At 53.8% G+C, this 19,869-nt stretch carries 16 protein-coding genes; 6 read left to right on the plus strand and 10 right to left on the minus strand.

The window, feature by feature from the left end; all coding sequences use genetic code 11:
- Window positions 1-149 precede the first annotated feature (149 nt).
- From ACXUPB_RS05110 to ACXUPB_RS05140, 7 genes are all read right to left on the minus strand, one after another.
- Window positions 150-836, minus strand: a complete 687-nt coding sequence (locus tag ACXUPB_RS05110; protein ID WP_008957710.1) for an SDR family oxidoreductase — start codon at window positions 834-836, stop codon at window positions 150-152.
- Between the two features lie 110 nt (window positions 837-946).
- Window positions 947-2,230, minus strand: a complete 1,284-nt coding sequence (locus ACXUPB_RS05115; protein WP_035559245.1) for a nitrate regulatory protein — start codon at window positions 2,228-2,230, stop codon at window positions 947-949.
- Window positions 2,231-2,333: 103 nt separating this feature from the next.
- Window positions 2,334-3,686 carry an MFS transporter gene (locus tag ACXUPB_RS05120; protein WP_035559246.1) on the minus strand — a complete coding sequence of 451 codons (1,353 nt, stop codon included), beginning with the start codon at window positions 3,684-3,686 and terminating at the stop codon, window positions 2,334-2,336.
- A gap of 389 nt (window positions 3,687-4,075) precedes the next feature.
- Entirely contained in the window at window positions 4,076-5,095 is a 1,020-nt protein-coding gene (locus ACXUPB_RS05125) for a patatin-like phospholipase family protein (RefSeq protein ID WP_472955736.1), read from the minus strand.
- Window positions 5,096-5,254: 159 nt separating this feature from the next.
- Window positions 5,255-6,382, minus strand: a complete 1,128-nt coding sequence (locus ACXUPB_RS05130; protein ID WP_472955738.1) for a CZB domain-containing protein — start codon at window positions 6,380-6,382, stop codon at window positions 5,255-5,257.
- A 340-nt stretch (window positions 6,383-6,722) separates the two neighbouring features.
- The gene (locus ACXUPB_RS05135; protein ID WP_179917458.1) at window positions 6,723-8,024 is read right to left on the minus strand and encodes an IS1380 family transposase; all 1,302 of its coding nucleotides are present in this window, start codon (window positions 8,022-8,024) and stop codon (window positions 6,723-6,725) included.
- A 184-nt stretch (window positions 8,025-8,208) separates the two neighbouring features.
- Window positions 8,209-8,928, minus strand: coding sequence for a murein L,D-transpeptidase catalytic domain family protein (locus tag ACXUPB_RS05140; protein ID WP_035559253.1), 720 nt, complete (start codon window positions 8,926-8,928; stop codon window positions 8,209-8,211).
- Window positions 8,929-9,034: 106 nt separating this feature from the next.
- Here ACXUPB_RS05140 and ACXUPB_RS05145 point away from each other — a divergent pair, with 106 nt between their 5' ends.
- Complete coding sequence (locus ACXUPB_RS05145; protein WP_472955741.1) at window positions 9,035-10,675, plus strand: L,D-transpeptidase family protein; 1,641 nt, start codon at window positions 9,035-9,037, stop codon at window positions 10,673-10,675.
- Between the two features lie 87 nt (window positions 10,676-10,762).
- Here ACXUPB_RS05145 and ACXUPB_RS05150 read toward each other — a convergent pair whose 3' ends face one another.
- Window positions 10,763-12,505 (minus strand): peptidoglycan DD-metalloendopeptidase family protein, encoded by a 1,743-nt coding sequence (locus tag ACXUPB_RS05150; RefSeq protein ID WP_472955744.1) that lies wholly within the window; start codon window positions 12,503-12,505, stop codon window positions 10,763-10,765.
- Between the two features lie 313 nt (window positions 12,506-12,818).
- Between ACXUPB_RS05150 and ACXUPB_RS05155 the strand changes: the two genes are divergently transcribed.
- The 3 genes from ACXUPB_RS05155 to ACXUPB_RS05165 all read left to right on the plus strand — a co-directional run bounded on the left by ACXUPB_RS05155 (window position 12,819) and on the right by ACXUPB_RS05165 (window position 16,640).
- The gene (locus ACXUPB_RS05155; protein WP_074210231.1) at window positions 12,819-14,180 is read left to right on the plus strand and encodes an IS1380 family transposase; all 1,362 of its coding nucleotides are present in this window, start codon (window positions 12,819-12,821) and stop codon (window positions 14,178-14,180) included.
- A 451-nt stretch (window positions 14,181-14,631) separates the two neighbouring features.
- Window positions 14,632-15,555, plus strand: coding sequence for a LysR family transcriptional regulator (locus tag ACXUPB_RS05160; RefSeq protein ID WP_035559260.1), 924 nt, complete (start codon window positions 14,632-14,634; stop codon window positions 15,553-15,555).
- Between the two features lie 92 nt (window positions 15,556-15,647).
- Window positions 15,648-16,640: a glutathione S-transferase family protein gene (locus ACXUPB_RS05165; protein ID WP_472955746.1), complete on the plus strand. Its 993-nt coding sequence runs from the start codon at window positions 15,648-15,650 to the stop codon at window positions 16,638-16,640.
- A 93-nt stretch (window positions 16,641-16,733) separates the two neighbouring features.
- Here the strand turns inward: ACXUPB_RS05165 and ACXUPB_RS05170 are convergent, their stop codons facing one another.
- Both ACXUPB_RS05170 and ACXUPB_RS05175 read right to left on the minus strand, forming a co-directional pair.
- Window positions 16,734-17,216, minus strand: a complete 483-nt coding sequence (locus ACXUPB_RS05170; protein ID WP_179915729.1) for a PRC-barrel domain-containing protein — start codon at window positions 17,214-17,216, stop codon at window positions 16,734-16,736.
- A 103-nt stretch (window positions 17,217-17,319) separates the two neighbouring features.
- On the minus strand, window positions 17,320-17,517 hold the full coding sequence (locus ACXUPB_RS05175; RefSeq protein ID WP_008957698.1) for a CsbD family protein: 198 nt from the start codon (window positions 17,515-17,517) through the stop codon (window positions 17,320-17,322).
- 252 nt (window positions 17,518-17,769) lie between these two features.
- Between ACXUPB_RS05175 and ACXUPB_RS05180 the strand changes: the two genes are divergently transcribed.
- Together ACXUPB_RS05180 and ACXUPB_RS05185 are read left to right on the plus strand one after the other, a co-directional pair.
- Entirely contained in the window at window positions 17,770-17,958 is a 189-nt protein-coding gene (locus ACXUPB_RS05180) for a hypothetical protein (RefSeq protein ID WP_035559269.1), read from the plus strand.
- A 91-nt stretch (window positions 17,959-18,049) separates the two neighbouring features.
- Window positions 18,050-19,765: a DEAD/DEAH box helicase gene (locus ACXUPB_RS05185; protein WP_035559272.1), complete on the plus strand. Its 1,716-nt coding sequence runs from the start codon at window positions 18,050-18,052 to the stop codon at window positions 19,763-19,765.
- Window positions 19,766-19,869: the final 104 nt, after the last annotated feature.

Here is a 19,869-nt window from a genome sequence, read left to right on the forward strand (position 1 = left end):
TAATTCGTGGGCGCATTGAGTGAAAAATTACTTAGCGCGCTTGGTAATTACACGTTATGCGGTCAGTGAACATAAATTGCAAGGTCTGAGCCATGTAGATGTGACATGTGCCGATATGGACTGGGTGAGAGCGGAGTGACGGATCATGCTTACTCTAGCGGCGGGGTGGGGCGAATAAGAATTTCATTAACGTCCACATGGGCAGGCTGCGCAAGCGCATAAACCACGGCATTGGCGATATCACGATCTTCTAGTGCATGCTCTGGTGGTTCATTAAAGAATGGCGTGTCGACCATGCCTGGCTCAATCAACGTCACGCGCATACCGGTGCCACGTAGCTCTTCACGCAGGTTATAGCCAATCCCCGTGACCGCCCATTTCGTAGCGCTATACATCGAGCCTGGGATGGTCGTGCGGCCTGCCGCTGAGCCGGTTAATAACACATGGCCTTTGCTACGCTTTAAGGCGGGTAAGCAAGCTTGAATGGTAAGCCCAACGCCATAAATATTGGTAAGAATCATCTCACGCCATGCGTCGTGATCCGCGCCGCTAAACCCGCCGGGTGAGCCGCCGCGACCGGCGTTGGCAAAGATCGCATCCAAGCGGCCAAAGGTTTCCAGTGCATGCTCAACCATCGCCTGTTGCTGCTCAAAATTAGTCACGTCCAACTCGCAGGTCAGTACGTTTTCTGGCCCCAGTTCTTGAGCAAGTGCGGTGAGTTTTTCGCTAGAACGGGCGGCCAACACCAGTTTGTAGCCTTCGCGAGAGGCTGCTCGGGCGGTAGCCGCGCCAATACCGCTGGATGCGCCGGTAATCAATAACACGCCTTTATGCATGGGTTGCACTCCTTGCTCGTTTAACTAAGTAAGCCTTTAGCATGGCTAAGGGAGTGGCATCCTGCAAACATACCTACCTAACCATTGCGGTACGGCTCTACTACTTAACGTTAGCGGGCGTGCCCATCTTCTTTGCGTTTTAGCATTGCAGAGAGATCCAGAATAGCTTGGGCCATATCCGCCATGCTTTTGCTTTGATCCATAGAGGTTTTACGCAGAAACCGGTAGGCCTCTTCTTCGCTCATCTCTTGATGAGCCATGATAAGCCCCTTCGCACGTTCAATCAGTTTGCGTTCACGCAGCGCTTTACGGGTATTTTCAAGCTCATCGCTAAGCCCTTGTAAGCGGCTGGCCTGTGCCTGGGTGAGTTCAATCAGCGAGCGCCCTAGCGGTGAGGTTAGCGCGTTGGCTGTCAGGTCACCTAATGGTTGCGCACCCGCCAGCGTTAGTAAGTGTTCGCAGGGGGCAGGCGTAGGACGACAGGGCCCTGCTTTGGCTTTTTCCAATCCATCTTCGGCCTGAGCGATTTTGCGGTGACAAAACACACTTAGCTGAGTGATCAGTGCATCCTCAACTGTTTTCATCGAGTCGATACGTAGCGTGGTCAGTTCGTACCAGGTTTCACCCAGTGAATCAGATGTGTCTTTGGGTGGTGTGTGTGATGCCGAATGACGCTGGCAGGCGATGTCGCGTAAATGGCAAATACCGGCCAGGGTGCGAGGTGAAAGCTCCTTTTGCCATGACTGCTGCGCCTCAGGCGTAGCAAACTCTACAAAAGTGTCAAAGCAGCGCTGCTGGTCAGTCACTAGCTGATTCAATAAAGCGCGGTGCGCTTCATCGAAGTGGCCATGGGTAAAGCCGAATGCGCCACAGGCTCGCTCTTGGCCAGCTAATTCTTTGCCCTGCATTAAGTGAAAAATGGCAACCAGATGGCGAGTGATATCGGGGTCGATAGAGGAGTCAGCGGCTTCAAATACAATCGCTAGCAGCCCACTGGTCAGTTGATTAAAGGCCTGAGTGGCTGCATCAGGCGAGATGGCAAAGGTGTCGATAGCCAGACGAAGTTCATCAAGCTCATCAAGGGCATACCAAACGGCGGCAATCCGGCGTAATAAGCGAGCGGCTGCCTGAGGGCGAGCCTCTTGGCTGAGCGCTTCCAGCCGCTGGCGCATTAAGGTTTCCGCCTGCTGGCTGTGTTGGCGGTAAGTATCGCGGCGGGTTTTGAAACGCTGGCCTTGAGAGGCTAGATAGATCGTTGACGCTCCTCGTTCACGTTGGAGCATATGAATAAAGCGGCTAATGTCACCGACAATATCGGCGGTGGTGGCAAGGTGAGTAAGGTTGTCGATATCGCAACGGAGGGCGGTTAAGAGCAGTTGCTGAGCTGAAGACATAGAAATTTCCTTAACGGCTCGCCGCCTAAATGTAAACACTCCCATATCGCTACCTAGCTGGATAAGGGCGTATGGGAGTGTTCTTGAGTGTATTGGAAAGCGCTTAACGTAGCGAGAGAGCGCCTGCGCCAACGTCGTCACCAACTGCATCGCGGTAAGCTTTGGCCTCTTCAGCTTCGGTGGCGTCGCTAAAGCGTACCAGCAAAACACAGGATGCCAGTGCCAGCACCGTTATTCCCAGGTAGAACAGACCTTGCTGATAGCTCAGGCTTTCGCTGCGGAACAGAAAGGCAGCGCCGACTGCCCCCACGTTGCCGCCAGCACCGACTATGCCCGCCACCGCACCCAGGGCCTTTTTATTGATGAACGGGACGACCCCATAAGTGGCGCCTTCGGCCATCTGCACAAACAGGCTAAACACCAGCATGATACCAATCGCGAGGCTGAGTACATGCATTTGCGAGAACGCTACCAGCGCAATCCCTTCGCAAATCAGGGCAATGAACAGCCAGCGTACACGCCCCTTTAGGCCGCCTTGCTTGGCGAATAAATCAGAAAAGACACCGCCCAGTGTACGGGCAAAAATATTCATCAGGCCGAATAAGCCAGCAATCAGGCCCGCCGTGGCTAAGGTGAGGTCAAATTTATCAAAAAAGTAGATAGCGGCAATATTATTAATCGTAAGCTCTACGCCAAAGCATAGGCCGTACACAACAAACAGCGCCCATACTCGAATATCTTTGGCGGCAGCTAGAAAGCTATGTTTTGCGCCGTTTTCACCGGTCGCTTCAGGCAGCTCGCCAGTTGCGCGCAGGTCACTGAAATTACCGTTGGGTGCATCTTGAGTAAAGAACCAATAACCGATCCCGGTAAAGAACATCACAACGCCGGGTACCATCATCGCTAAGCGCCAGCCAAAGGCTTCGTTGACGCCCAGCATCAGCATGCCTGAGAAGATCAGCGGCATCAGAATTTGTGTGGTACCGCCGCCTAAATTACCCCAGCCCGCGCTGGTAGCGTTGGCGGTGCCAACCACATTGGGGGCGAACATCATTGAGGTGTGGTATTGGGTAATAACGAAGGAGGCGCCAATGGCCCCAATGGCTAAGCGCGCTAATAGAAAGGTTTCAAAACTATCGGCTAAGCCAATGCCCATCACCGGAATAGCACCTAACATCAGTAACCCGGTATAGGTTTTACGCGGCCCAATACGGTCACACAGTACGCCAATGGCTAGGCGCACAATGACGGTGATCGCCACCGAAGCAATAATAGTATTGCCGATTTGTGTTTGGGTCAGTGAAAGGTCTTCACGAACAATCGCCATAAGAGGGGCGATGCCAAACCAGCCGAAAAAGCAGATATGAAACGCAAACCATGAAAAGTGGAAAGCGCGCATTTGAGGGGTCGAAAAGTTAAGCAGCCGAATGCGGTTGGCTTTGTTGCGTATGTCCATGGGATGGCCTCACGGGGCATAAAACGAGTTGATCACTACGCTAAACGCGAAAATTAGCGCTTTGCGCCAGCAATTGACGAGTACATGCCTTCTCCATTGAAGGTCAGGCTCGACGCACTCGTACCCAGTTGGGCCTGGTCCACGCCTACCACCACTGCTGAAAATATGCAGGTAGTTTGCCAGTTGAATGTTTATTGTTAAAAATCATAATCTTAATTTGTTTTTGTTGTTTTTTTTAGTGCATTGGCGAAGTGAAGATGCTGCATGAGTGGGCATGCAGTTCTTTTTTTGCGGCATCTTGGTGCTTAAAAGGGCGTTGGCCACGCGGGTAAACATCGGCGCTCTTCGCGTAGCCCGTTATATATGTAGCCCGTTATTCATGTAGGCCGCTATTCATGTAAATAGACAGCGTCTACATCGAGCGTCGAGTATTCGCCAATGGCATCGAAATGTTCACCTAGCCAGCGTTCGGCGGCGTCTTGGCCCTGTTCAAAGAGATGGCACAGAAAAGGCCACTCGGAATTGGATTTACTCGACACAGAGAGCTCTTCCAGCGCCAGCTCACCGCTGATACGGTGAAAAAGCGCCTGCTGGTAGCAATTTTCAATTCCCTGCTCATCAAGCGCATTTTTAAGCAGCGCGACCATGCGAATCTCTTTAATCAGTGCTGAATTAAACGTGATCTCGTTGAGACGGTTCATAATCGCTGACGCAGAGGTGGGTACATCATTGCGGCTAATGGGGTTGATTTGAATCAGCAGAATATCCCGTGCGCTGCACTCTTCCATGAGTGGGAACAGTGCCGGATTGCCCATATAGCCGCCATCCCAATACGCTTCGCCGTCGATCTCTACGGCTTGGAAGATAAACGGCAAGCAGGCGGAGGCCATCACGGCGTCCACACTCATCTCTTCTCGGCGAAACACGCGCTGCTTTCCTGTGCGCACGTTGGTAGCCGCCACAAACAGCTTTAGCTGTTCGCATTTTCGGACCCGTTCAAAATCAATATGCTCAGCCACGATATCGCGTAACGGGTTAATGTTGAGCGGATTGAGCTGATAGGGCGAGGCCACGCGGCTTAACAGATCCATAGCAATAAAACCGGGTGAGTGATCCAGGCTCCAATTGCCGGTCAATATATCCAGGGGTGTACGACGGATTGGGCTTGTCATACCCGCTCGACTGACGGCTTTCCAAAAGTCGTACAGCGCCTGGCGAGCCGTCTCTTTATCACCGCGTGTTAATGCATCGGCCATGACGACACCGTTCATCGCCCCGGCGCTGGTACCGCTGATCCCTTCAATTTCAATGCGTTCATCCGCTAATAGGCGATCAATCACGCCCCAGGTATACGCCCCGTGAGCGCCACCACCTTGTAATGCGAGGTCTAGCTTTTTGACCTGTGCCATATGCTTTTTCCATTGCGACTGGTGAGAAGAGTTGTTGCAGTGAAATCAGCATGGCATAGGCTACTAAAGAAGATGAAGGGCTATTTAGCAGAAAGCTCAGGGTACTCAAGGTGCTGGCTCAGTGAGAGTTATGTTTCAGCAATGGAATGCGCGTTATGTTCAGGGGGCCCCTGCTAACGGTGAGTGATGACTGGTTGAGTAGGGCGCCTCAAATATGGCGTGTTCCATAAGATTGTCCAGCTGTAGGGCTAACTGTTGGCTGGCTTCTTCCATGACGCCTAAAGCAGCTAATTGACCATTGCGGTCGCCTAGACGGGCAAACTTCAGCGCTTCAGCACCGCTTTCATGCATGCGTCTGTGCGGCGCTGTTAATGCTAGATAAGCCTCCGTGCGGGCATAGCGTTGGTAGCCCTCACCTTGCTGGTGCCAGCGCCCTAGGCGGCATTGATGATGATCTTCTAGTGGTATGTCGGTGTTGGCAGATAATAACTGCTTATAGAGGCGACATTTCCATACTGCATGGTCAAGCTTGGCGGAGTGTAAAAACGCAGCGGTAGCACTGTGATGTATCACCTTGTGCATATGCTGAGTTTGATCCGTTAACCGATGCAATGCGTGCTTAGCTGTCTGTGCCTTTTGGGCCGTGTCTTCGTCGGCTTGGCGTTTTTTCACCACTGCTTGCGAGTGCGTTCTTACCTGGCTATTGACTTGCTCCATTAGCAGGCTGAGCTGATGGCTTAGTTGCTGCATATTAAGCGCTAAGCGATGAACGTCGTCTGCAATGGCGGCTATTCCCGGTGACTGCTGGCTAGCGGAACCAGCACTCCCAAGACCTTGGCGATGGGCCGTTTCGAGTGCTGTGCTAACCGCTAATGCTTGCGCGTGACCCGCATTGCGAGCAAGCGCTACTTGCAGTTGGCTCAGGGCGTGTAGGGTTTTAGCTAATACTAACGGCGAGGCGGGGAGCGCTTCGGCATATTCAGGATCGTGACAACGCTGATCAAGGGTGTCGATGGCATGCTCGGCAGCGGCAATCAGGTTAAACGTCTCCGTTAGGGTGGCGCGTTCCCCTGCAAGCTGGTCGGCATACTCTTGAAGGCCGTTATTGAGCGAGGCTAGCATATCCGCCCCTCTCGCTTGCAGCATGCCGATGGATTGCGACGGTTTCATTAGGCTTAACAGACGACTGCTGGGCGAGGGGGTGGCGGCGTCGAGCTGAGTGCGTAAGTCGGCGACCTCCTGTTCCAGGCGGCGAATTTTTTGAAAAGGATTCATAAAGGTGAACATGGCAGAGACACCTACGGCAGGTAGCAATATTTTGTGTTGATTTGTCACAAATTATTGCAGAGGGTTCCCCATACGCTTGGTTTAGCTGCTTTAAATGATGAAATTCAGCTGCCCATAGCCTGCGAGAATGAGATTTTTAACGTCCTCTTTATTAAGAGTCTGAAGAGCGAAGAGGCTAGCCTGGATTTCTCATAGTACCTCAGCCAGTACCGCACTCAGGCTGTAACACCGCTAAACACCTACTGGCTCGACTTACATCGGCTACTTTTTAACCACTTTCCGTCCTTCAGACACACTTCCCCCTTTCCCCCATTGCGTCGGGCCGGGGGCGCCCGAGCAGTCAGTTCGGCACCAACCGCCTGACCAGATCGGATAGCGCCGTTTTATAGGGGTAGCTGTCACTCATCAACACCCGGATGCGGCGCGTATTGCGGAGGATGACCGCGCCTACTTTGATGAGCTTGAGCCTCAGGTTGCTTGGACTCATGCGCGCGAAGGGCGTGTGCTTCAGGTAAGTCCGTAACCGCTCGAACAGCGTATAAGCGAAGCCCGACAAGATCAGCCGCCACTGATTGGCCCACCAGTGCGTGCTGGAGGTCCGGTCAGCAAACAGGCTCAGTTGTTGATCCTTGATCCGGTTCTCCATGTCACCCCGGGCACAGTACTGCTCGTAGTAAAGCTTGAAGCCGTCATCGTAACGAGAGCTGATGATAAACCGGGGATTAGAGCCTAACTCACCTTCTTCTAGGCGGGCCACCACCCAGCGTGGGTATTTCCAGGAGCGGGCTTGATACTGGAAGCGGAACGTCCCCGCTACTTTCCCTCCCACCTGCCATTGGGTCTTGCGCACCAGCATCATGGGGACGTCCACTTCCTTGAGCAGCCGGCTGTTCTTTGCGATTCCCACGATGTAGTCGACGTGATGCCGATCACACCAGTTCAGCATCCGGGGACGACAAAAGTGGCTATCACCTCGTAACACGATGCGCGTATCGGGCCAGTATTGACGGATAAAGCGTACCAGTAAGGCGAGGATCGCCCAGCTATGGCGGCTGTCGCTGCGGTCACTGGTGCGCAGATAGCTCACCAGTAAGTGGCGCCCACAGAAGACATACAGTGGGAAGTAGCAGTGGTGATCGTAATAACGGTTAAAGAACTTGCCGGGTTGCTCGCCATGCACGGGGATGTCGGTGCCATCAAAGTCCAGCACGATCTCCTTGGGTGGTTCGTCATGCTGTTCAATGAAGTGATGCCACAGCAACTCATGGGCCTTCACTATTGCTTGCCGATCGGCGTTCTGCTCCACCCGGCACAGCGTCGACTTGCCTGCCAGCGTATCCTCTTCACCGAGCGCTGTCTGAAGGGCCTGATCATAGCGCAGGGCCTCATGGTCGTTGAAATCTTCATAGCCAGCGGCGACACCGAACACCCGCTGACGAACCAACGTGTCGAGCTTATGACGAACCTGTTCCGGTGAGCGGGGATCATGAAGCACGGCGGCCAAGCGGCGTGTTAGGCGATGCTGTTTATCGACTTCACGAAGCAGGAGTAATCCGGCGTCCGACGTAATGTGGCCCCCGGAGAAGTCGGCTTCAATTTGGCGGCGAGAGAGTGGCGAGAAGGTCAGCTTTTCAGGTACCATTTTGGAAGCGGCTGTTGGTGTTGGTTTTTGGTGTAAGGCCCTGAAACGTTAACACTTTCAGCCGCTTTCTTTTATACCCTGTGAGAAATCCGGGCTAGATAGCTAAAAGACTGGGTAGCTAAAAGCCAGGATAGCTAAAAGATAGAATAGCTCAACGTCGGAATAGCTAAGCGTTTGGATAGCATCAGCGACGGGCAAGTTGAGCGGCGGCTGTGCAGCCTAGAAACGCTGAGGTGGCAAGCCACTCGGCATCAGGATAATAAGCAAATACATATTGGTCTTCTTTCAGGCTATCAATCAGTGGGTAAGTAACGTCTTCACGTACTGCGGGGCAACCATGGCTACGGCCTAATCTCCCCGTTTGGGTAATGAACGCATCGCTCACATAGTCAGCACCGTGGATCACAATGGCGCGCTCGAATGCTAGGTCGTTGACGTTAGGTTCAAGGCCTTCCAGACGCAGCGAATAGCCGTTGCGACCGTAATAGCTATTCATGGTACGAAATAGGCCAATGCTGGATTGGTGGCTATCAGGCGTGTTGGAAAATGTCTCGGCCTGGGCATCGCCAGACCCTTGGCCATGAGAAACCAGCTCCTCAAAGAGCAATTCATGCTGACGTAAATCAAATACCCATAGGCGTGGTTCGGTAGACGGCAGCGAGTAGTCAATGACTGCAAGGCGCTCGGCAGTGGGATCGGCACAATTGAGTGCCTGAGCGGCCAAACGCAATGCCTCGGGCGTTGCCTGAGGGGCGAGTTGCAATAACTGGTGATGTAAAGGCAGTACGCCGCGTGGTGGTGTAGATTCAACCTGGGCAAAGAAACTGGCGGCGTGTAGCGGTAATGTAAATAATGTAAAAGGTAGAGAAAATAATAACGTGGCAACATTTAAACGAAGAGCCATAAAAGTCGATCCTACCTGCAATATCAGTCATTATGAAAATTAGCCGACTAATATAAAAAAACAGAGTCGGCGATGTGGAAGATTATAGTAACGCAAGGAGAGGGTGATGAACGAGAGACAGCCACTAAGACGATGGGCGATAGGGAGCGCTCTGTGTCTAACGCTTACCTACGGCCCTTTAGGCATCAGCCCTGTATATGCGGATTCAGCCTCAGATTCATTGCAGCAGGCGATAGCTCAACAATTAAGCTCCGCAGACGCGCGACAACTTCCTATTACTGAGTTTTATCAACTAAGTGATGGTCAGCCCGCGTGGCAGGCAGCGGCTGCAGTTGAGTCACTGGTCGAGGCGCTAAACAGTTTGGAAAACGATGGCTTGGTGCCGACAGATTATGACGCTGATACGTTGCTTGGTGAGTTTCAGCGTAGTCAGTCGGGTGATGATGCCGCACAGGCCTCGTTTGATATCAAAGCCACTCGCTCGCTATTGCTGGCGCTGGACCATTTAGAGCGCGGTAAGGTGAATCCGCGAGACGTAGAGCCACAGTGGGACGCGCCGCGACCAGAAAGCGACTACTCGCTGCTACGTGTTGTACATGCCGTTGAAGATCGTGCGCTGGATAATGCCACCGCGCTGGCCAGGCCTTCGTCAGGTGAATATCAGCAATTGCGTGACACCCTAAAGCAACATTACCAGTTGGCAAACCTGGGCAGCGCACCTTACTTAGCCACTCGGGAAGAGTCTCTTCGGCCGGGGGATGAAGCCGACGATGTTATTGTGCTGCGCCAGCGTTTGGCACTCTGGGGTGAAACGGGCTTGATGGTGGCTGACAGCAGCGCTTATCCGCTAATCGATGTGCAAGCAGCGTCTAATCAGCGCGTGTTTGATGCGCCACTTGAATCCGCTGTGAAGCGTTTTCAGCGCCGCCATTTACTACAGGAAGATGGTGTGGTGGGTGAACAGACCCGGCTGGCGTTAAATACGCCGGTGTCGGCGCGAATCGACCAACTGCAGGTCAATTTAGAACGCGCGCGGTGGATCCACCCGATGCAGTCTGCCGAGCCACGAGTATGGGTCGATATTGCTGGTTACCGGATGCACTATGTGCGTCCTAACGGCGAGCACTGGGATACCAGAGTGGTCGTCGGCTCGCCGCATCGTGAAACGCCGATCATCCACTCCACCATTAGCCATTTAACGATTAATCCATCCTGGACCATCCCGCCGACGATCATGCGTGAGGATATATTGCCTCGCGTGCGTGCGGATATCGATTACTTGGCGCGCCAAAATATTCGGGTAATTAGTCCTTCCGGTGAGCCGCTCGTGGCAGAAGAGATCGATTGGCAGCGCCCAGGCGGCGTGATGTTGCGCCAAGTGGCGGGCTCGGGTAACCCACTTGGTCGGGTCGTGGTGCGGTTTCCCAACGATGACATGATCTATTTACATGATACCCCTGCCCGAGGGCTATTTCAGCGTAACCAGCGCGCACTCAGTTCAGGCTGTGTGCGGGTAGAGGGTGTGGCTGAGCTGGCGCAAATGCTGCTGCAAGATACCGGCAGTCGTTACCAAATGAGTTCGCTGTTAAATGGGGGGAGTGATCGTAATGTGAGCTTATCCCAGCGTATACCCATTGCACTGCATTATTTAACCGCATGGCCGAATGCGGAAGGTGAAGTGGAGTTTAGGCCTGATATCTACCGCCGTGATGCAGCGCTACTAGCCGCGCTGCAGCGGCCAGTTTAGATAGGTGAAAAATAGCGTAAGTCAATGCAAAACACCGCCTAGTGGCGGTGTTTTGCGTTTGAGTATCCGGTGGCTATGAAGCGGTCGCTAGTCGTCGCTTTCCTGCTGATAATTAGCCACGCTAACCGGCCCTGTTTCGCCGCTTTCCAGTGTGGCTAATATTGGCGCTGCTTGGTTCTGAAACGCAATAAGCGTGTCGCCGCTCAAACTGGTGTTCTCGGGTAGGGGGACGGTCATCGCATTCACTGGTGAGTTGTTAACGATGACTTCATAGTGCAGGTGTGGGCCGGTGCTACGGCCTGTGTTGCCAGACAGTGCAATACGCTCGCCCATGGTCACGCGTTCACCTTGCTTCACCAACGGCCGGGAGAGGTGCAGGTAGCGCGTCCGGTAGCCATTGTCATGACGGACGACAATATAGCGTCCTGCGGCGTGATGGTTGCTGACGCGCTCAACAACACCATTGGCGGGAGCCGTTACCGGCGTGCCAATGGGCATAGCAAAGTCGGTTCCGTTATGGGGGCTAATGCGGCCAGTCACCGGGTGTTTCCGGCGTGGATTGAAGCCCGAGCTTAACCGATAGCTGCCTTCAAACGGGTGGCGGGCAAAGGCGGGATCCAAACTTCCGCCCCCAGGCGTATAGAAGTTATCGTCGTTGGCATTGCGCACTACGGTTAAGTCCATGCGTTCGCCGTCGTATTGCACCGCGAGTACGCGAGAATCAAGCGTTTCCCCATCGATCATGTCTGACTCGACTAGAACCTGGAAGCGATCACCGCGGCGGCTGTCACGCCGAAAATCGAGTTTCTTTTCGAGCAGCTTTGTTAGTTCCGTTACCGAGCCGCTGTTCAGGCCTGTTGCCTGGGCGGAGCGTGCAAAACTACCGCTGACGCTACCGGCATAAAGGCGTTGAACAGGTTCACCTTGCCGCTCAATAGTGGTGATAGCGAAGTGGTTTGCATCACGCTCCAATAAAATACCGTCACGGGTATTTTTCATCATGCGTAAGGAAAGTAAACGCCCATCTTCGTCTAGCTGGTAATCAAAGCTGTGTCCGGCGCGCCAGTTGGTTAGCATGCGTTGGTCGGGCAAATCCTCAAGCAGGGCCAACACTTCGCTGTACCCAAGGCCTAATTCATTTTGTGCCAGCAAAGCGAACGTTTCGCCAGATTCGACGATATGCGTTTCCCACTCAGGAACAAACGGCTCTTCAGCTGCCAGTTCTAAATCCAGAAATGAGATGTCACCAAATAGCTCAACACCGTAATCCTCATAAGAAGTGGCATCGGCAATTTCAACTGATGAAGCGTCGTCTGCATCCAGCATACCGCTGGAGAGGGTGCCCAGCACAATCGCCATATGCAATGCGCCGTCATCAAGCGCGCCGTCATCAAGCCCTGCGCTACTTAGCGTTGCGATATCAAGAGCAGGCGCATCCAGGGCTGCGGCATTAAGTACCGTTACTTCGTCGCCCAAGGCGGCTTGCCCGGCCATGTCTGCTTGTGCACTGGAGATAACGTTCATATCGAGATCAACGATCTCGGTGGCGGTTAATTCGCTGAGAGGAATATTGTCGCGGGTGGCGTCGAGGGCGCGTGAAGCGCGATCGATCGCTTCTGCTACCGGCGTGCGTTCTTGACGCAGGGAAGGGACCCCCGGAGCAGAATCGCTAGGAAGCGGAACCAGCACGCTTTCAAGCGGTGTGTGTGATTGATTTAGATCTTGGTATGTCGTCAGTAACTTCTGTGTGCCCAGCACAGTGACCATAGTGGCCACAGGTAACAGTAATAATTTGTGCGTGCGGGGCAGCGAATAAAGGATTCGCAACATGGGTAAATGGACCGCCGAGTTCGTGATTAAAAGCAACAGTTAAGCGCATAAACCCAGGAACCATACCCCATGAGGGCAAGGGTGAATAGACTGTATGTCTATACATAAAATTTAATTAAAAAGAATTATGGCGACAATAGACAAAGATTACTATTTATAAACACCGTTTGCTAACAAATGTAACTGAAAAAGCAGGCTAGCTACATGCTCTGTACCAATCACCTGAATCCGTGAGACCGGCCCCCGGAAGCACTTCTAACCCACTGACCTGCATGGCAATATAGCCATTATCGCCATTCACCCAGACAGTGCCATGCCCAACATAAAGTTCCGCGCCAGTCGCCGCACCCTCACCAGCCACGCCGGGCTGTCCATCATCGGGCAATGCTTCGAGATCGCTGGCGTCGACAGCATCGACAGCCGCTTCCCCACCACGCTGGGCATGCGCACCAGTGACGTGATCAAGAGCTACCTGGGCCTGCTGTGTCTGGGCATGAGCGACTATGACGCTGTCGAGAACTTCCGCCGCGACAAGCCCTTCCAACAACTGCTGACCCTGCAGAAGGTGCCGAGCGCGGCGACGCTGCGACAGCGGCTGGAGAAACTTGCCGCCAACGACCTGCAGGCGCGCACCGCCACCTGGTCCACGACCCTGCTGTCACTGATCGAAGCACCGATCACCGCCGAGACGACGCACGTCTGCCTGGACATCGACACCTTCGTCATGGACAACAGCAACTCGAAGAAGGAAGGCGTCTCGCGGACCTACCAGAAGGTCGATGGCTACACCCCGATCGCCGCCTATCTGGGCAACGAAGGGTGGTGCCTGGGTCTGGAACTGCGGCCTGGCAAGCAGCACACCATGAAGGAGAGCAACGCCTTCCTGGAGCGGGTACTGCCTCGCGCCCAATGCTTGACCAAGCAACCGATCCTGTTACGCGAGGACAGCGGCTTCGACAGCCAGGCGCACCTGGCGCTTCTCGAACAGCAACGCCAGGTCTTTGCCGACGAGGGGCGCCGGCTCGACTATGTCGTCAAATGGAACCCGCGTGGCTCGGCCACGGCTGATCGAGATACCTGGCTGGCGGTGGCGGCGGACTACTGGGAAGAGCTGCGTCCTGGCAAGCGCCAGGCGCTGTGGACGCAGACCGTCTCGATCCACGACGACAACAAGACCGAATACGTCGTCCAACGCGTGATGCGCCTGGTCGAGCGCACCGCCGATCGCGATGGCCAGTTGCTGCTCGAACCGGACTATGAGTTGGAAGGCTGGTGGACCAGCCTGGACGAGGCGCCGGAGGCGGTGATCAAGCGCTACCAGGCGCATGCCACCCATGAGCAGTTTCACAGCGAGATCAAGACCGATCTCGACCTGGAGCGCTTGCCGTCCGGCAAGTTCGCCACCAACGATCTGATCCTGCATCTCGCCCAGTTGGCCTACAACATCCTGCGCCTGATGGGACAGCTGGGCATGACCGGCGAGCTGAGCCCGGTTCGCCACCCGGCCAAGCGGCGCCGGCTGCGCACCGTGCTACAAGAGTTGGTGCACCGTGCGGCTCTCGTGATTCACAAGGCACGGCAGATCATCCTCGACTTCGGGCAGGATATCGGGCGCATGACGGTGCTCAAGACGCTGCGGAGCCGACTGCGTTATCCACGAGGAACGCCATGCTGACCGTCAATCGGCGACACTCTATCCACAAGCAGTTCCAAGCGACACGCGATCGCCAGATATGTCGTGCCTGGCGGGTGGAAAGGCATGACAAAACGGGCCGTCAGCACCGATCAGCACGGTGGGTTTTGGCAATAACGGGCTTGCGAAAGCCAACTTGCACGGGGCGAATGATCAAAAAGTGCTCGCTGGCGGTGATAGGGAAAGTGTCGGCGCCGGCTTCACGGATTCAGGAATCATAGACGAAAACTGATTTTTCTAAAGCATAAATATAGCAAGTGTCTAAAATTTATATAGTATCCGAGTGTTCAATCTTTTCAATACCCATTACTTAAGAGGAGTAACAGGCTTTTTATACACATAGGCGGCATTGATGACTGTTTCCTGGCATTCTAGTCATGTTTTTTCGAATAATAAGCGCATTGTTCCGCTGTATTGCGTTGAGGAAATCGAAATGTCCCGGGTAACACTTTCACAATGGCAAATGTTGGCTGCCGTAGTTGACCATGGTGGCTTCGCACGAGCGGCAGAAGCCGTACATAAAAGCCCTTCTACGCTCAACCATGCCGTGCATAAATTAGAAGAGCAGCTAGGCGTTCAGGTGCTGGAACCCATTGGCCGCCAAGTACGCTTAACTGAAGCGGGTGAGCTGTTGCTTCGCCGTGCGCGCCAGTTAATTGAAAGCGCAGCCTCGCTTGAAGATGTGGCTACCAGGCTAGCCGCTGGCTTAGAAGCAGAAATAGTGGTGGCCATTGATCAGGTATTTCCAACGGGTGCTCAAGCCAAGGCGCTAGAGCGTTTTTCTGAAACGTATCCTCAGGTGCGTGTTCAGTTGCACGAAAGTGTGCTCAATGGGGGCATTGAAATGCTCTACGATGGTCGCGCAGACTTGGTGGTCTCCGGCATTGAGGCGCAAGGTTTTTTGGGCGAGCCGCTGGTGACGGTTCGCTTTGTGGCTGTTGCGCATCCTCAACATGCCCTGCATCAGTTGGGCCGCTCGTTGGATCTGCGAGACCTTGCTCAACACCGCCAGTTGGTCGTACGCGACTCAGCGCTGCGTCAATCAACCAACGCGGGCTGGTTGAAAGCAGAACAGCGATGGACCGTTACTCATCTCAATACATCGCTTGATATGCTGCGGCGTGGATTGGGATTTGCTTGGATGCCAGAAACACGTATTGGTGAGGAGTTAAAAAACGGCCAATTAAAGGTATTGCCGTTACCTGCAGGCGGTATTCGTGAAGTGCCGATTCAGTTGATTTTCCGCGACCGAGACCGGGCAGGGCCTGCGGCTCATGCGATGGCCGCTGCATTAAAACAGGCAGTAATTAGCGAGTGTGCCCAGCATGATTCGATTCACTCGAACGAAAAGGCGTAAAACATCCGCTTGAGCATCCTTGAGGCGGGGGTATGCTGAAAAAAGCGTAAGGCATCTAGCCAAGCACCCGAAAGACTTTCAGGAGACGCCCAATGGGACTGCTCGTTAATGGTAAATGGCAAAACCAGTGGTATGACACAAAAAAGCACGGCGGCGAGTTTGTGCGTGAATCCGCCCAACTACGCGACTGGGTGGGCGCCGAGCCCGAAACAGATGGCGACCGTTATCCTGCAGAAAAAGATCGCTACCATTTATATGTATCGCTTGCGTGCCCTTGGGCGCATCGAACACTGATCATGCGCAAACTGAAAGGGTTGGAGCCGCTGATAGGCACCTCCCATGTCAGCCCACTAATGCTCGACCAAGGCTGGACCTACCACCAGGGTGAAGGCGCTAGTGGTGACCCGATTAACGATGTGGACTTCCATCATCAGCTTTACACCAAAACCGATCCGCACTATACCGGCCGCGTCACGGTGCCTGTGCTATGGGACAAGCAGCGTAGTGCCATTGTGAATAATGAGTCTGCCGATCTGATGCGTATGTTTAATCATGCGTTTGATGAACTGACCGGCAACGACTTGGATCTTTACCCGGAAGACCTACGCAGCGTGATTGATGACGTTAACGCTGATGTTTATGACCACATTAATAATGGGGTTTATAAATCGGGCTTTGCTACCGAGCAGGCGGTATACGAAAAACACGTGAAAGCGCTCTTTGACGCTTTGGAACGTATGGAGGCGCGTTTAGCTGAGCAGCGATACTTGGCAGGTGAATGGTTGACCGAAGCCGATATTCGTCTGTTTACCACGTTGATACGTTTCGATGCAGTTTATTACGGCCATTTCAAATGCAATTTTAAGCGTATTGAAGACTATCCCAATCTTTCCAATTACGTGAGAGAAATCTATCAGTGGCCCGGTGTGGCGGAGACCGTCAATATGGATCATATCAAACGCCACTACTATTATAGCCACGACACGATTAACCCGACGCGGATTGTGCCAGCAGGCCCGCTGCTCGATTTTGAGCGTGCCCATGACCGTGAGCGTTTGCCGGGGCAGGGCGTACGACGCAAATAGGCCACCACAAACAATTAGCATCAAAAAGGGCCGCCTATTTAGGCGGCCCTTTAAACTTCGCTCTTCAGTCAATCTAACGATAGCGTCTAACCATTACTCGTCAGCATTTACTGCTTCACGGGTACGCTGCCAAGCACTTTCAGCACCTTCTTGGGTTGTTTGCCAAGCATCACGGGCATTGGCTTTGGTTTGCTCCCACCAATCGTTGTCATAAGCGGGGAAGGCTTCGACTTCTTCCTGGCTGGCTTCGACCATAATGCGGTGCTCAGTGTCACCGTCATCTTCCGTATCAGTTTCGAGAGTGAAGTAATCAGTGCCTACAACAATCTCGCGGCCACCTAGGCCAAGCACTGAGCCACTTTCGATCACGATCGCATTAATACGCATCTCTTCATCAAACAAGATGTCATCTACATCACCAATTTCTTCACCGGAACCGCCGGCAAAGTAGACCTCTGCATCAAGGATGTCATCGGCAGAGTACATTCCTTGCGGCTCATTTGACGCATGAGCGCCGATAGCAAAACTTCCTAGTAGGGCAGTGCCAATCGCTGTTGTGAGGATTGTCTTACGCATAGCATCTCTCCATGTGGCTACGATAAATGATCAATAAAAAATGTTTACTGAAAACTTTCCTGTAAATACAGGTACTGCAAATACAGGTTTTGCAAATATAGATTTACTGCTTATCAGCCCAGTCGTCTGCCTGACGCTCTGCTTCTTCACGCTCAAGGCCATATTTTTGCTGAAGCTTGCCGACTAACTGGTCTTTCTTACCGCCAATCTGATCCAGTTCATCATCGGTAAACTCACCCCAGCTAGAGCGAGCCTTGCCCTTCATTTCTGTCCATTTGCCTTCAATCTGATCCCAGTTCATTGCATCGCTCCTTGAGGGTAGTGAACTTGATTAGGTACTTTCTAGGTTAGACCATATCTGCATGAGCGCAAGTCCATGATTCAGTATGGTGTAAGTTAAAAGTGCTGGTCAGAAGCAAAATGCGATGTTAGGATGCGCGCTCCTCGCATGTGCTGGCCCCTCCATCACGACGGTGAGCGTTTACTTGCATAGTTATTAATGAGTAGTGATTAATAGTTATCAGCAGTATCGCTTGCGGGAACATCTCGCCAATTGCTAGATGTTCATTGCTGTGTAGATGGCGCGCCTCCAGTATTTCACCACACGGGTGAAATCGGCGCAGAAGGTCGCCACAACGGTTGGCCCGCGAATGCGGTGTTTGCCAACCGGATGCTAGGTGCGACCGGCGTCTCCGACTCCATTGATGGCTATGACCGCTACGGCGGTGCCTGTTTTCGATAATGACATACATGTATGTCGTTATGCGCTAACAGAGTCAGGGACGCTTATGATGTTTTTTGCCGGTACTTACCGGCCTACCAAGGTGTGATTAATGACCTCGACTTCTGTCGCCTCGCCGAGCTTCGGCGACCTGGCTCTTTTGCCTGCCGTTCTTTCTGCTGTTGAATCACAGGGCTATTTAGTTCCCTCGCCGATTCAAGCGCAAACCATCCCTGCGCTGCTTGAAGGCCGCGATATGCTGGGCCAAGCACAAACCGGCACCGGTAAAACTGCAGCGTTTGCATTACCGTTACTGTCACGTTTAGAACTGACTCGCCGCGAGCCGCAAGTGTTGGTAATGGCGCCAACTCGCGAATTGGCTCAGCAAGTAGCTGCCTCGTTTAGTAAGTATGGTCAAAACCTGAAAGGTCTCGAAGTGGCGACCCTATGTGGTGGCCAAGAGTACCGTGAACAGCTGGGCGCCCTTAAGCGTGGCGCGCAAGTGGTTGTCGGTACCCCAGGCCGGATTATCGACCACCTGGATCGCGGTAGCCTGAAGCTTGATGGCCTGTCCGCTCTAGTGCTGGACGAAGCTGATGAAATGCTGCGCATGGGCTTTATCGACGACGTAAAACGCGTGGTTGCCGATACCCCGAAAGATGCTCAGCGCGTGTTCTTCTCGGCCACGCTGCCGGCTGAAATTGAACGCATCGTTAACCGCTATTTGGTTAACCCGGTAAAAGTGGCGATCGAGTCAGGTACCACTACCGGCGAAAACATCGAACAGCGCATTGTACGCGTTGACGGTGGCGCTAAGCTTGAAGCCGTTGCGCGTATTCTTGAAGTCGAGCCGGTCGATGGCGCTATCGTCTTTGTGCGTACCCGTGCCGCTTGTACCACGCTAGTTGAGCAACTGACTGCCCGTGGTGTTAACGCCGCTGGCCTGTCCGGTGATCTGGACCAGAGCCTGCGTGAGCGTACCATTACGCGCTTGAAGCGTGGCAAAGTCGACGTACTGATCGCCACCGACGTAGCCGCCCGTGGTCTTGACGTATCGCGTATTACGCACGTTATTAACTACGATCTGCCGCAAGATGCAGAAGCCTACACGCACCGTATTGGTCGTACGGGCCGTGCGGGTCGTAGCGGTATCGCGATTACCTTTGCTGGCTTCCGTGAAGCGCGCAAAGTGGGTTGGATGGAGCAGGCAACCGGCCAGAAAATGACCGAAATGCCGCTGCCTGATGAAGCCGCTATTCGTGCTCATCGCGATGAAGTCTTCCATGAGCGCGTGATTGCCTCCTTGACGAAAGGCGCCGAAGAGCAGCGTGCTCTGATTGAGCGTCTGATCGAAGAAGGCCATGACCCGATCGAGCTAACTTGTGCGTTTGCCGCGATGGCGCGTGCTGATGAGCCGCCGATTGGTCGCCTACAGGCACCGCGTAAAGAGAAGCCCTCGCGTGATGGCGCTCCTGCTGGTAAGCCGGGTGCCCGTCGTGAACGCACTAGCGGCCCGACCGAAGGTATGACGCGCTACCGCGTCTCCGTAGGTCATAAAGATGGCGTGAAGCCGGGTCAGTTAGTCGGCGCTCTTGCCAACGAAGGCGGCATTGAAGGCGCGCGTATCGGTCGTATCGATATCCGCAACGCGTTCTCTGTAGTCGAACTGCCGAGCGGCTTGCCCGCAACGATTCTGACCAAGATGGCACGTGCCCGTGTGGCCGGTCGTCCGTTGGAAATCAGCGAAGACAGCGCCCCGGCTGAGCGCGCTCCGCGCCGCCGTCGTGACGAAGGCGATGCGCCGGTTCGTCGTCGCGAACGCGCTTAAGCCTTCGACGTAAGGATTAATCAGCTGCCGCCAAGCGGCCACTGAGAAAATCTCAAACGCCCCCGCTCCTTTACTGGTGCGGGGGCGTTTTTTTGCTACCTTAC

The sequence above is a fragment of the Vreelandella sp. DA03-1M genome (genome assembly GCF_055725665.1).